The sequence below is a fragment of the Pseudomonas sp. BCRC 81390 genome, from assembly GCF_030341915.1.
Taxonomy (GTDB): domain Bacteria; phylum Pseudomonadota; class Gammaproteobacteria; order Pseudomonadales; family Pseudomonadaceae; genus Aquipseudomonas.
In genome coordinates, this window is the sequence record NZ_JATAAG010000066.1 from 803,591 (window position 1) to 816,868 (window position 13,278).

General features: G+C 63.0%; 11 protein-coding genes. 6 read left to right on the forward strand and 5 right to left on the reverse strand.

Annotated features, from left to right (window positions below; all coding sequences use genetic code 11):
* Positions 1–43: 43 nt before the first annotated feature.
* On the reverse strand, positions 44–2,347 hold the full coding sequence (locus tag QSV36_RS20380; protein WP_289133915.1) for a TonB-dependent receptor: 2,304 nt from the start codon (positions 2,345–2,347) through the stop codon (positions 44–46).
* A 223-nt stretch (positions 2,348–2,570) separates the two neighbouring features.
* On the opposite strand from QSV36_RS20380, the gene QSV36_RS20385 reads away from it, so the two are divergent.
* From QSV36_RS20385 to QSV36_RS20395, 3 genes are all read left to right on the forward strand, one after another.
* Positions 2,571–3,251, forward strand: coding sequence for a Fe2+-dependent dioxygenase (locus QSV36_RS20385; protein ID WP_289133916.1), 681 nt, complete (start codon positions 2,571–2,573; stop codon positions 3,249–3,251).
* Between the two features lie 3 nt (positions 3,252–3,254).
* Positions 3,255–4,004 (forward strand): tetratricopeptide repeat protein, encoded by a 750-nt coding sequence (locus tag QSV36_RS20390; protein ID WP_289133917.1) that lies wholly within the window; start codon positions 3,255–3,257, stop codon positions 4,002–4,004.
* A 96-nt stretch (positions 4,005–4,100) separates the two neighbouring features.
* Positions 4,101–4,637, forward strand: coding sequence for a hypothetical protein (locus QSV36_RS20395; protein WP_289133918.1), 537 nt, complete (start codon positions 4,101–4,103; stop codon positions 4,635–4,637).
* Between the two features lie 126 nt (positions 4,638–4,763).
* Here QSV36_RS20395 and QSV36_RS20400 read toward each other — a convergent pair whose 3' ends face one another.
* A complete protein-coding gene (locus QSV36_RS20400) occupies positions 4,764–5,927 on the reverse strand; it encodes a type III PLP-dependent enzyme (protein ID WP_225780502.1) in 1,164 nt (387 codons plus the stop codon).
* Positions 5,928–6,433: 506 nt separating this feature from the next.
* Here QSV36_RS20400 and QSV36_RS20405 point away from each other — a divergent pair.
* From QSV36_RS20405 to QSV36_RS20415, 3 genes are all read left to right on the forward strand, one after another.
* On the forward strand, positions 6,434–6,919 hold the full coding sequence (locus QSV36_RS20405) for a sigma-70 family RNA polymerase sigma factor (RefSeq protein WP_289133919.1): 486 nt from the start codon (positions 6,434–6,436) through the stop codon (positions 6,917–6,919).
* Between the two features lie 20 nt (positions 6,920–6,939).
* On the forward strand, positions 6,940–7,902 hold the full coding sequence (locus QSV36_RS20410; RefSeq protein WP_289133920.1) for a FecR family protein: 963 nt from the start codon (positions 6,940–6,942) through the stop codon (positions 7,900–7,902).
* A 107-nt stretch (positions 7,903–8,009) separates the two neighbouring features.
* Entirely contained in the window at positions 8,010–10,439 is a 2,430-nt protein-coding gene (locus QSV36_RS20415; RefSeq protein ID WP_289133921.1) for a TonB-dependent siderophore receptor, read from the forward strand.
* A 120-nt stretch (positions 10,440–10,559) separates the two neighbouring features.
* Here QSV36_RS20415 and QSV36_RS20420 read toward each other — a convergent pair whose 3' ends face one another.
* The 3 genes from QSV36_RS20420 to QSV36_RS20430 are packed head-to-tail and all read right to left on the reverse strand — an operon-like array spanning position 10,560 to position 13,278.
* Complete coding sequence (locus QSV36_RS20420) at positions 10,560–11,717, reverse strand: osmoprotectant ABC transporter ATP-binding protein OsmV (RefSeq protein ID WP_289133922.1); 1,158 nt, start codon at positions 11,715–11,717, stop codon at positions 10,560–10,562.
* Positions 11,714–12,367 carry an ABC transporter permease gene (locus QSV36_RS20425; RefSeq protein WP_289133923.1) on the reverse strand — a complete coding sequence of 218 codons (654 nt, stop codon included), beginning with the start codon at positions 12,365–12,367 and terminating at the stop codon, positions 11,714–11,716. The genes QSV36_RS20420 and QSV36_RS20425 overlap by 4 nt, the downstream gene beginning before the upstream one ends.
* Positions 12,364–13,278: a glycine betaine ABC transporter substrate-binding protein gene (locus tag QSV36_RS20430; protein ID WP_289133924.1), complete on the reverse strand. Its 915-nt coding sequence runs from the start codon at positions 13,276–13,278 to the stop codon at positions 12,364–12,366. The genes QSV36_RS20425 and QSV36_RS20430 overlap by 4 nt, the downstream gene beginning before the upstream one ends.

The window sequence follows — 13,278 nt, forward strand, 5'->3', positions numbered from 1 at the left end:
GACACAGGCGCAGCCCATTCAACAGATCAGCCCTATCCCGACATCAGAAGTGGAAGCTGGTGGTCAACAGCGCAGTGCGCCCGGCCGCCTGGTTGGCGAAGTGGGTGGAGAAGGCCTTATCGTAATACACCTCGTTGGTGAGGTTCTGCACGTTCAGCTGCAGGTCCACGTTCCTGGTCAGCTTGTAGGCGGCCATGGCGTCGTAGCGCACATAGCTGTCGACCATGGTGGTATTGGCCACGCTGCCGTACACCTCGTCCATGTAGAAGGCACCGCCACCGATGGTCAGCTTCGGCGTGATGGCGTAGGTGGTCCACAGGCTGGCGCTGTTGTTCGGCGTGTTTGGCAACTGGTTGCCGTCGTTGGCCTTGCCCATCGGTCCGCCATCGACCTGGCGGGCCTCCATGTAGGTGTAGCCGGCGAACACCTGCCACTTGTCGGTAAGCTTGCCGCTGGCCGACAGTTCGATGCCCTGCACGCGGGTTTCGCCGACGTTCTCGTAGGTAGTGGTGTCCACCTGCACGCGGGCGTTTTCCTTCTCGGTGCGGAACAGCGCGGCGGCCAGGGACAGGCGCTGGTCCAGCAGGTCCCATTTGGTGCCGATTTCGTAGTTGGTGGTTTCTTCCGGCTCCATGTCGCTGCTCAACAGGTTGCCGGCACGGTCGGTGGTGTTGCCCAGCGGGTTGGCTTCCATGCCTTCGCCCAGCATCGCACCCGGTGGGGTAGCGGAGGTGGCGTAGGACACGTAGATGCTGCCGTTGTCGGCCGGCTTCCATACCAGGCCCAGCTGGCCGGTGACGAACTCGCTGGTGTCCTTGCCTTTGGAGGCAACGCCCTTGGCGTTGACCACGGTGGCGCCAGAGGCGTCGTAGGTGCGGTACTGGGTATCGAAGTGGTCGTAGCGCAGGCCCATGTTCAGCAGCCACGCTGGCGACAGTTCGAGGGTATCGAACAAGTAGAGAGCGCGGGTATTGCTCTTGGTGTCGGTACCGGCGTAGTTGCGCGTGATGCTGCCGTTCCACGGGTCATCCGGGTTCGGGTTGCCCAGCGAGGTGCAGTTGTAGCCGCTGCTGGCGCCGATCAGGCTCGGGTTGCAGCCGGTCGAACCGAGGCCGGTGTTGGTGTCCACGTTGTAGCTGGAGCGATCGCTCTTCTCACGGCTCAGCTCGATACCGGTGGAGAAGCTGTTCTTCATGCCGCCCAGGTAGAACTCGCCGAACAGGTCGGTCTGGTTGGTGGTCGTGGCGGTGTTGCCGACACGGCTGTTGGCACGGCGCCAGACGCTACCGTTGTTGACGTTGCCCTTGCTGTCGTCAGGCTGGGTGAGGATGTAGTCCTGCATGCTGTTGCCATGACGCAGGGTGTTCTTGATCGTCAGCGTGTCGTTCAGGTCGTGCTCGATGGCGAAAGTGGCGATGTCCACGCGGCTCTTGCGGAAGTCGCGACCGGTCAGGCCGTAGAAGTTGTCACTGTCGCCACCGTCATACGGCTTGCTTGGGTGCGCCGAGGTGCGTGCGCTGCTGCCACCTGTCGGGATGGTGTAGGGGATGCCCGAATCCGGCAGGTCGTCGCTTTCCAGGTGGTAATAGTCGAGGTTGACGCGGGTCGGCGTGCCCAGGCCGAAGGCCAGCGACGGGGCGATACCCCAGCGGTCATAGTTGACCTTGTCGCGGCCAGCGACGTTGCTCTCGTGGGTCATCAGGTTCAGGCGCCCGGCAACGCTGTCGCTGAACTGGTAATTGCCATCGAAGGTGTAGCGCTGGGTCTGGTCGCTGCCCCAGGTCCAGGCGCCGTCCAGCGAGTTGCCCAGGTGCGCGCGCTTGCTCACCAGGTTGATGGTGCCACCCGCGGCACCGCGGCCACCGATGGCCGAGTTCGGGCCCTTGGCCACTTCCACCGATTCGATGGCGAAAATCTCGCGGGTTTGCGCGCCGGTATCGCGCACGCCGTCCAGGTAGGTGTCGCCCTGGGCATCGAAACCGCGGATGAACGGGCGGTCACCTTGCGGGTTGCCGCCTTCGCCGGCGCCGAAGGTGATGCCCGGCACGGTGCGCAGGGCATCCTGCAGGGTCAGGGCGCTGGTGTCCTTGATCACTTGCTGTGGGATCACGGTGACCGAGCGTGGGGTGTCCACCAACGGCGCGGTGTACTTCTGCGAGGAGGCCTTCTCGACCTTGTAGTCGGTGCTGGCCTGTTCGGCCTTGCCATTGACGCTGGTCGCGTCCAGGGTGATGGCGTTGCTGGCGGCCGGGTCGGCAGCGTAGGCCGTCGAGGCGCTGAGGGCAACGCCGATGGCGGAAGCGATCAGACGTGGTGAACTGACTGCAGATGGTACGGACTGGCGCATTGCTTAGGACCTTTCCCCAAGGTATCAAGGCCGCGGATCTTAATGTAAGCAATTTGGACTCTCAATTGAGAGCGGTTACCATTCGCGAATAATTTACAAACTTTACAATTTACCTTTACGGTTTCATCCGGATGAAGCGTCTCCGGTATCGCATGGGGCTTGTGAAGCGCAAAAGGGAATCAATATCATTGTTGCCTGTTCTTTTCCCAACGGTGCTGCCGCCATGCTGCTTCATATCCCTGGCCTGTTCGATGCCGATGAACTGGCCCGTATCCGCGAGGCGCTGGAGCAGGCCGACTGGGCTGACGGCAAGATCACCGCTGGCTACCAGTCGGCCAAGGCCAAGCACAACCTGCAACTGCCGGAAGGCCACCCGCTGGCCAAGGAGATCGGCACTGCGCTGATCGAGCGCCTGTGGAAAAACCCGCGTTTCATGTCGGCGGCCTTGCCGCACAAGGTGTTCCCGCCGTTGATCAACTGCTACCGCGAAGGCGGCAACTTCGGCTTCCATATCGACAATGCCCTGCGCCAGCCCAAGGGCAGCCCGGAGCGGGTGCGTACCGACCTGTCCTCGACACTGTTCCTCAGCGACCCGGGCAGCTACGACGGTGGTGAACTGGTGATCCAGGACACCTATGGCGAGCAGCAGGTCAAGCTGGCCGCCGGTGACCTGGTGCTGTACCCGGGCACCAGCCTGCACAAGGTCAACCCGGTGACCCGTGGCCAGCGCTTTGCCGCGTTCTTCTGGACCCAGAGCCTGGTCCGCGAGGACAGCCAGCGCGCCTTGCTGTTCGAGATGGACAATGCCATCCGGCAACTGACTGCCGACGTGCCGGACCATCCTGCTTTGCTGCAACTGACCGGCACCTACCACAACCTGCTGCGCCGCTGGGCGGAGGTCTGAAACGTGTCCTACCCGTTGCGACGTGAGGAAGTGGTGGATGTGGCTGGCTTGCAGGCCATGCTCGAAGCAAGCCCCGGCAAGGCTGCACAGGCGATCCTGGCCGCGGCAGGGCAGGGTGTGGTCGAAGCCCAGTTACTGTTGGGCCAGATCCTGCTCGATGGGCGTGGCATCGAGGCCGATGCCGGCGTGGCTCGGCGCTGGTTCGGTATTGCCGCCAAAGCCGGCAGCGCCATGGCGCACAACATGCTGGGGCGGTGCCTGGAGCATGGCTGGGGCGGCAGCGTAGACCTCGCGCAGGCTGCCATCCACTATGCCCGGGCAGCCGATGCGGGGTTGGACTGGGGGCTCTACAACCTGGGCAACCTACTGGCCACTGGCCGTGGCGTAGCGGCCAACCAGGCGCAGGCGCTGATGTGTTACGAAAAGGCGGCGCAGCTTGGGCATGCCAAGTCGATGAACCTGTACGGGCGCTATCTTGAACAGGGCATTGCCACTGCGCCCAGGCCGGTACGGGCGGTGCGCTGGTACCGGCGCTCGGCCGAAGCAGGCGATTTTCGCGGCATGTTCAGCCTGGGGCTGGTGCTGGCCGAGCGTGGGCAGATGGCCGAAGCCGGGCATTGGCTGGAGCAGGCGCGGGTCGAGGGGAACCTGAATTTCCTGCGCAGTGCGCTGGCGACCCTGCAGGGGGCCGGGCCGGAGTTGATGGCCTTTGCGGCGCGCTATGCCGAAGAAATCGAACGGCGTGGTGCCTGAGTCACCTGCCCGGGTGACAGGGGGCGGTAACTGTTCCAGAGTACGCTCGGCCTGTTTTTCATCGATGCTGAAAGCCCATTTTCCAAGGGGCTGACAATGTCGTTCATCCAAGCACGTTCTTTTATTGCCACATTGACTTCCACTACACCTGGCTGCGAGGGCATTCTCGACTCTGTCGAGTCCAGGACTATCCCCGCTTCGCGCTGTAATAACTGGCTCACGGTATCTTCAGCATTGTCAGTTGGCTCGCAACAACGCTTCTGGTTTGGCTACTACGAAGGCAGGCAGCCTGGTTACAGCATTGTCACCGTGGAATCGGAAGCAGGGGCGTCCCATAAGGATACCTGGGATCTGGGCAGCGGATATTGTGTGGGCTACTACCCGAAAGTCGCCAACCCATTGTTGTGGCGCATCCGGGTCAATGGCCAGGCGCTGGCCAAGCCGGAGGTCGCCGACTATTCAGGGGTGACGATTGCTGCCATGGGCAGTGCAGAAATCGGCGTGCGTAATCGCAAATCCTGGGAGGATTGCTATGTCCGCGCCGGCGCACCGATCAAATTGATCATGCTGATGCGTGTCAGTGAGGTGAATGTGCCGAGCTTCGACCGTTATGCGATGTTCCGTCGCCGTTGACCGACAAGGAAGAAGGGGCAGGCGGGGTGAAACCAGGCAGTATGCCCTTCGAGAAGCATGCTCCGTAGCGAACGATACGGAGCATTTTTCCACTTCAAGGCCAGGGAGATCGTCCCTGGTAGCGTATTACAGGTAGTAAGCCTTCAGCGGCGGGAAGCCGTTGAATTCCACTGCGCTGTAGCTGGTGGTATAGGCGCCGGTCGACAGCCAGTACAGGCGGTCACCGATTGCCAGGTTCAGCGGCAGGCCGTACTTGTAGTGCTCGTACATGATGTCGGCGCTGTCGCAAGTCGGGCCGGCGATGACCACTTCTTCGGTTTCGCCTTTCTTCTCGGTCCAGATCGGGAACTTGATGGACTCGTCCATGGTTTCGATCAGGCCGGAGAACTTGCCCACGTCGGTATAGATCCAGCGCTCGACAGCGGTGCGCGACTTGCGTGCCACCAACACCACTTCGCTGACCAGGATACCGGCGTTGGCGATCAGCGAACGGCCCGGCTCGAGGATGATTTCCGGCAGGTCGTCACCGAAGTCTTCCTTGAGGAAGCGGATGATTTCTTCGGCGTAGGTTTCCAGGCTGTTGGTACGGGTGATGTAGTTGGCCGGGAAGCCGCCACCCATGTTGATCAGCTTCAGCTCGATGCCGTCTTCTTCCTTCAGGCGCTCGAAGATCACCTTGACCTTGGCGATGGCGGCGTCCCACACGCTGATGTCGCGCTGCTGCGAGCCCACGTGGAAGGAAATGCCATACGGCACCAGGCCCAGGTCGCGGGCGAGGATCAGCAGGTCCATGGCCATGTCGGTCTGGCAGCCGAACTTGCGCGACAGCGGCCAGTCGGCAGTGGTCGAACCTTCGGTCAGGATACGCACGTACACTTTCGAACCCGGTGCGGCCTTGGCGATGTTGCGCAGGTCGGCTTCCGAGTCGGTGGCATACAGACGCACGCCCTTCTCGTAGAAGTAGCGGATGTCCTTGGACTTCTTGATGGTGTTGCCGTAGCTGATGCGGTCGGCGCTGACACCGCGGCCCATGACCTTGTCCAGCTCGTAGATCGAGGCGATGTCGAAGCTCGAACCTTTATCCTTTAGCAGGTCGATGATCTCGACGGCCGGGTTGGCCTTGACTGCGTAGTACACCTTGGCGAACTCGAAGCCGGCGCGCAGGTCGTCATAGGCCTGGCTGATCATCTGGGTATCGATGAGTACGAACGGGGTTTCCTGCTTGTCGGCGAACGCCTTCATTTTCTGGAAAGTGTCACGCGCGAAATAGTCTTCGACCTGGATCGACATGCTCAGGGACTCCATGGGCAAACTGAAAGATTAAGTGGCTGCAAACTGAACGTCCTCCGTATCCCCACTTTGGTTCGCCTACTCAGTACTTGAGCCGGATGGATCGTTTCCAGCATGGACGTTCGGCGCGCACTTTAGGGCGTGAAGAATGCAGAATCAACAGGCAATCCGGGCGTGATCGACGCGGATCGACGACCAGCCATTTGAATAACCGACTCGTGTGACCGGCTGATGTTCCCCAGCGTGTTTCAAGCGTAAAAAATAGTGGAATAGGCCGCGTTGGCCTGTGCGCGGGCATGCCCGCTGGCACAGGCATCGCGCGATTCCTGCGGCAGCGAGCATGCCCGGCAGGGGCGTCAGGTGTTCATATTTATGGCCACAGATGCCTGGCACGCACGTGCCTGAAAAAGCCGATAAATTTTTTGTTACCGACTGACGGATTTGCCGGTTTTGATGAGAAACATTACTATTCGCACCCTTGTCCGCCTCCCTGATGACCATCGACCGTGTCCGGACCCAAAGGCTTTCTCGACCATTACCATGAGCTGATCGGCACCTGGACGCGCAAGCTGCGCAGTCGTCAGCAAGCCGAGGACCTCGCCCACGATGCCTTCGTCCGGGTCCTGGAAAGCCCAGGCCAACAGGTCGAGCAGCCACGCGCCTACCTGCACCAGACCGCACGCAACATTGCCGTGGATGGTTTCCGGCGCGAGGACCGGCGCCAGGCCCTGGAGCTGCAAGCCTTCGACGAAGGCCCGGCCGGCAGTGGCGACCCCGAAGCCTACGTGCATGCCCTGGAACTGGCCGACAGCGTCGAGCGGGCGTTGGCCGAGCTACCGCTGAACTGCCGCCAGGTGTTCATCTGGCAGAAGCTGGAGGGCCGCACCCAGGCGGAGATCGCCGAGCGCATGGGGTTGAGCAAGAACATGGTCGAAAAGTATATGATTCGCACGCTCCGGCATCTGCGTGAGCACCTGGATGTGTCGGCATGATGAGTCAGGAGACCTTTTCGATGGAACAGCACGGTAGCGAAACCGTCCGCGAGCAGGCGGCGGCATGGTTCGCCCGCGTGCAGGATGCGCCTCGGGATGCCGGGCTGCAGGCGCAGTTGCAGGCATGGCTGGAGGGTGACAGGCGGCACCGGGAAGAGTACGAGCAACTCGCCCGGCTGTGGCAGGCTGCCGATTTCATCCCCCGCCAGCGCCTGGAAGCGCTGGCCCGGCCGGCCCCGGTAGCCCAGCTGCCACGGCGGCGCCTGGTGCGCGTGGCTTTGGCCGCCACGCTGGGCGCAATGGCGGTGGGGCTGGGCTGGGGCGGCTGGCAGTACCAGCGGCTGAATCACCACGGCGACCTGCAGACTGCCTTCAACGAACGTCGCCAGGTCGAGTTGCCGGATGGTTCGCACCTTGAGCTCAACGGCAGCACGCAGGTGCGGGTCGCATTCAGTGCGGGCCAGCGTCATGTGCAACTGATGGCGGGCGAGGTGATGTTCAGCGTCGCCCACGACAGCGGCAGGCCGTTCGTGGTCGACACTGCCCAAGGCAGCGTGACCGTCACCGGTACCCGCTTCGACGTCCGCCTGGACGCGGGCAGTACCCGCGTGGCGGTGGAGCAGGGTTCGGTGCGCGTGCAGGGCAAGGGCGCTTCGCTGGCACAGCTTACCGCTGGCCAGGGCTCGCACATCGATGCACTAGGCCAGGTCGCCGCGCCCTATGCGGTGAATGTCGCCGCGCTGACTGCCTGGCGCCAGGGCAAGCTGGTGTTCGACAACGCCACCCTGGCCGAGGTGGTGGCGGAAGCTTCGCGCTACCGCAGCCAGCCACTGCGGGTCGCCCCCGGCAAGCTTGCCCAACTGCGCCTGTCCAGCACATTCCGCACCGACGACACCGACGCCTTGCTGCGCGCCTTGCCGAGCATCCTGCCGGTGGCCATCAAGGCCAATGCCGATGGCTCCAGCGAAATAATCGCGAAATAGATTCAGGTTTTTTTCCGCTCGTTCGTCTTCCCCGCCAGCTGCAACTGCCAAGCATTTCCATTTGCATGCGGTTGGCGTTTATCCGTATTCCAGGAAGTTTCGACGACGTGAACAATAACAAGCCCTTCCCACGCTTGCGCGCCCTGGCACTGACCCTGGCGGTCTCTGCCATGGCCGTCGGCAGCCAGGCCGCAGAAACTGGCAGCACCATCCAGATCCAGGCACAACCGTTGGCTTCGGCACTGAACCAGTTGGGTCAGCAGACCAACCTGCAACTGTTCTTCAGCCCCGAGCTGGTGGCCGGCAAGCAGGCGCCGGCGGTGTCCGGTCAGCTGGCGCCGGAGCAGGCGCTGCAGCAGTTGCTGCAGGGCAGCGGCCTCACCTACGAAATGTCCCAGGGCACCGTGGTGGTCAAGCCGGCCCAGGCCGATGGCACTCTCACCACCGGCAGCCTGGAGCTGGCGCCCACCGACATCAAGGTGGTCGGTGACTGGCTGGGCGATGCCCAGCAGAGCGTGGTACAGAACCACCCTGGCGCGCGTACCGTGGTGCGCCGCGAAGCGATGGTGGAGAAGGGCGCGATGAACGTGCGCGATGTGCTGCGCGGCATCCCGGGGGTACAGGTGCAGGACTCCAATGGCACCGGCGGCAGCGACCTGTCGCTGAACGTCGGGGTGCGTGGCCTGACTTCGCGCCTGTCGCCGCGCTCCACGGTACTGATCGATGGCATCCCGGCTGCTTTTGCACCCTATGGCCAGCCGCAGCTGTCGATGGCGCCGATTTCCTCGGGCAACCTCGACAGTATCGATGTGGTGCGTGGTGCCGGCTCCGTGCGCTATGGCCCGCAGAACGTCGGCGGGGTGATCAACTTCGTGACCCGGGCAATTCCGGAAAAAGCCTCGGCAGAGCTGTCCACCACCCTGGAAACTTCCCAGCATGGCGGCTGGAAGCACACCGAATCGGCCTTTGTCGGCGGCACGGCGGACAACGGCATGGGGGTGGCGCTGCTGTACACCGGGGTGAATGGCAACGGCTACCGCGAAAGCAACAATGGCAATGACATCGATGATGTCATCCTCAAGACGCACTGGGCGCCCACCGAAGTGGACGAGTTCTGGCTCAACTTCCATTACTACGATGGCCGTGCCGACATGCCCGGCGGCCTGACCCAGGCGCAGTACGACAGCAACCCGTACCAGTCGCTGCGCGACTATGACTACTTCGCCGGCCGGCGCAAGGACGTGTCGTTCAAGTGGCAACGTCAGCTCGACGATGCCACCCAGTTCGAAGTGCTGACCTACTACACCGACAGCTTCCGCGGCAGTGCCATTGCCGCGCGTGACATGAAGACCCTGTCGTCGTACCCGCGCAACTACCACACCTTCGCCATCGAACCGCGGCTTTCGCGCATCTTCTTCGCCGGGCCCACTACCCAGGAAGTCAGCGTGGGTTACCGTTACCTGAAGGAAGCGATGCGCGAACAGTCGACCCGCCTGGGCCTGGTCGACAACGTGCCGACCCCTGTGCCGGGCTCCGACGGCCATGTGTTCCAGGACCGCAGCGGCGGGACCGAGGCCAGCGCCTACTACATCGACGACAAGATCGACGTGGGTAACTGGACCATCACCCCCGGCCTGCGCTTCGAGCACATCAATACCGACTGGCGCGACCGTCCGGTGCTCGGTGCCAACGGCAAGCCGGTACCGGAGAAAAACCGCAGCATCACCAGCAACGAACCGCTGCCGGCGCTGAGCGTGATGTATCACCTCTCCGATGCATGGAAGCTGTTCGCCAACTACGAGACCTCGTTCGGCAGCCTGCAGTACTTCCAGCTGGGCCAGGGCGGTACCGGCAACAGCACGGCCAATGGCCTGGAGCCGGAAAAGGCCAAGACCTACGAAATCGGTACGCGCTATGACAATGGCGGTTTTGCCGGTGAGCTGACGGCGTTCTACATCGACTTCGATGATGAGCTGCAGTACATCAGCAACGACGTGGGCTGGACCAACCTGGGTGCGACCAAGCACCAGGGTATCGAGGCCTCCGTGCGCTATGACCTGGCCGGGCTGGACCCGCGCCTGGACGGGCTGTCGGTGAGCGGTGGCTACACCTATACCCGCGCGACTTATGAAGGGGACATTCCCGGGTTCGAAGGCCGTGACCTGCCGTTCTATTCACGCCAGGTGGCCACGGCTGGGGTGCGCTATGCCATCAACCGCTGGACCTGGAACCTGGATGCCTATGCACAATCCAGGCAGCGCGCGCCGGGGACCGGGATCAATGCCGATGGCAGCTTCAATGGTGACTACATTACCGAGCCGAGTGCCGACGGGCAGTATGGCGACATTCCGGGTTATGTGACCTGGCATGCCCGTGGCGGCTACGCGTTCGGGCCGCAGCTGTCCAACCTGAAGCTGGCGGCGGGGGTGAAGAACCTGTTCGACAAGCAGTACTTCACCCGCTCCAGCGACAACAATGCCGGCCTCTATGTGGGTGAGCCGCGGACCTTCTACGTGCAGGCCAGTGTAGGGTTCTGAGCCGAGATCGCCGGGGCCGCTTTGCGGCCCATCGCGACACAAGGCCGCTCCTACAGGGGAACGCGATTTCCTGTAGGAGCGGCCTTGTGTCGCGATGGGGCGCAAAGCGCCCCCAGCAATCTAGGAGGCCACCGCCTCAGCCGGCGAAACGATGCTGGTCTTGGCTCCCCGCGAGCGCCCCGAGCTCAGGTACGCCGCAATCGACTCCTGGGTCACCTCGCCCAGGAACACCTGCTCGGCATCCAGCACCGGCAACCATGCCCGGTTGTATTCGTACATCCGCGACAACAGGATACGCAGGTGCTCGTCATATGACGCCGTGGCATTGAAGGGCCGCAGGAAGTCGCCACAGCTGCCCTGTTGGCGATGCATGTCGCGCCGGCGCACATAGCCCAGCGCCTTGTTCTGCCCGTCGGTCACCACCACATAGCGGCGGTCATGCTCATCGAGCAGTTCCAGCGCCTCGCCCACCGGGGTTTCCGGGCTCAGCGATGGCGCGTTGTCCGCCGCATCCTCTGCACGCACCAGCAGCAGACGCTTGAGCGTGCTGTCCTGGCCGACGAAGTTGCTCACGAACTCATCCGCCGGGTGTGCCAGCAAAGTGTCCGGGTGGTCCAGCTGCAGCAGCTTGCCGGCGCGGAAGATGGCGATCTTGTCACCCAGCTTGATCGCTTCGTCGATATCGTGGCTGACCATGATCACGGTCTTGTTCAGGGCCCGCTGCATCTCGAAGAATTCGTTCTGGATCATCTCGCGGTTGATCGGGTCGACCGCCCCGAACGGCTCGTCCATCAACAGCACCGGCGCTTCGGCAGCCAGGGCACGGATCACGCCGATACGCTGCTGCTGGCCGCCGGACAGCTCGCGCGGGTAGCGCTGCAGGTACTGCTTGGGCTCCAGCTTGATCATGTGCATCAGCTCGCGGGCGCGTTCGTGGCACTTGTGCTTGCTCCAGCCGAGCAGGCGCGGGACCACGGTGATGTTCTCCTCAATGGTCATGTTCGGGAACAGGCCGATCTGCTGGATCACGTAGCCGATGTGCCGACGCAGGGTCACTTCGTCCAGCCCGGTGGTGTCTTCGCCATTGATCAACACCTGGCCAGAGGTGGGCGTGATCAGGCGGTTGATCATTTTCAGCGTGGTGCTTTTGCCGCAGCCCGAGGGGCCGAGGAACACGCAGATCTCGCCTTCGTTGACGGTGAGGCTTACCGAGTCGACGGCTTTGACGTCCTTGCCGTTGACGTTGAAGGTCTTGCTGAGGTTCTTCAGTTCGATCATGGGCGCAGTCCTTCTGGAGTCAGGGCACGTTGCAGGGTTTGCAGGAGCAGGTCGGCGACGATCGCCAGTAGGCTGACCAATACCGCACCGACCAGCAGCATCGACATGTCGCTGCGGCTGATGGAGGTGAGGATGAGCACGCCCAGGCCGCCAGCGCCGATGGTGGCGGCAATGGTCATGACGCCGATGTTCATCACCACGGCGGTGCGCACGCCGGCGAGGATCACTGGCACCGCGATGGGCAGCTCGACCATGCGCAGGCGCTGGCCGAAGGTCATGCCGATACCGCGCGCGGCCTCGCGAATGCCGGGTTCGACGTTGGTCAGGGCGAGGTAGGTGTTGCGCAGGATGGGCAGCAGCGAATAGAGGAACACGGCGGTGATCGCCGGCAGCGGCCCCAGGCCCTGGCCGAACTTCGAGTAGAACGGCAGCAGCAGGCCGAACAGGGCGATCGAGGGGATGGTCAGCAGCACCGTGGCGCTGGCCTGCAGCGGGCCGGCGACGGCGGGGAAGCGCGTCATCAGGATGCCCAGCGGCACGCCGACGAGGATGGCCAGGCCGACTGCGATGCCCACCAGCATGATGTGCTGGCAGGTCAGCTGCAGCACCTGGGCCCAGTCCAGGTGGCTGAAGGTATTGATCAGGTTCATGGCTGGCCCTCGCTGTTCAGTGGGTGCTCGCGCAGAAAGGCTGCCGCTACGGCGGTCGGGTTCTGGTGCTCGACATCGACCTTGGCGTTGAGCTGGCGCATGGTTTCATCGTCCAGTTGCTCGGCCAGTGGCTTGAGCAGGCTGGCCAGTTGCGGGTTGGCATCGAGCACGGCCTTGCGCACCACGGGCGCGGCGGTGTAGTCGGGGAAGTAATGCTTGTCGTCTTCCAGCAGCTTGAGCTTGAACGCGTTCAGGCGGCCGTCGGTGGTGTACACCAGGCCGGCGAACACCTGGTTGTTGTGCATGGCGGTGTAGACCAGGCCAGCGTCCATCTGGCGAATGTTGGCGCGATCCACTTGCAGGTCGTACATCGCCTTCAGGCCGACCAGGCCATCCGGGCGGTTGGCGAACTCGGTGTCCAGGGCCACCAGGTGCTGGCTGCTACGTTCGCTGCGCAGCACCTGGTTGAGGTCGCTGATCGAATTGATCTGCGGGTAGGCCTCGGCGACCTGGCTGGGCAGGCCAAGCGCGTAGGTGTTGCTGAACTTCGACGGGGTCAGCCAGATCAGCCCCTTTTGCGCATCCAGTTGCTTGACCTTGGCATAGGTGGCGGCAGCACTGGGCATGCGTTGCTCGACGTGGTTGTACGACACCAGTGACACGCCGGTGTATTCCCACATCAGGTCGAGCTGGCCGGCTTCCTGGGCCTGGCGCGCGATATTGCTGCCCAGGCCGCCGGTGACACGCACGTCAAAGCCATTGGCGCGCAGGTATTGCGCAGTGATTTCGGCCAGTACGGTCTGTTCGGTGAACACCCGCGCGCCGATGCGGATCAGTGGTTTTTCTGCCGCTTGGGCAAATCCTGCGAACAGCAGGGCCGCGCCCAGCAGCAAGGCGATTTTCTTGTTCAT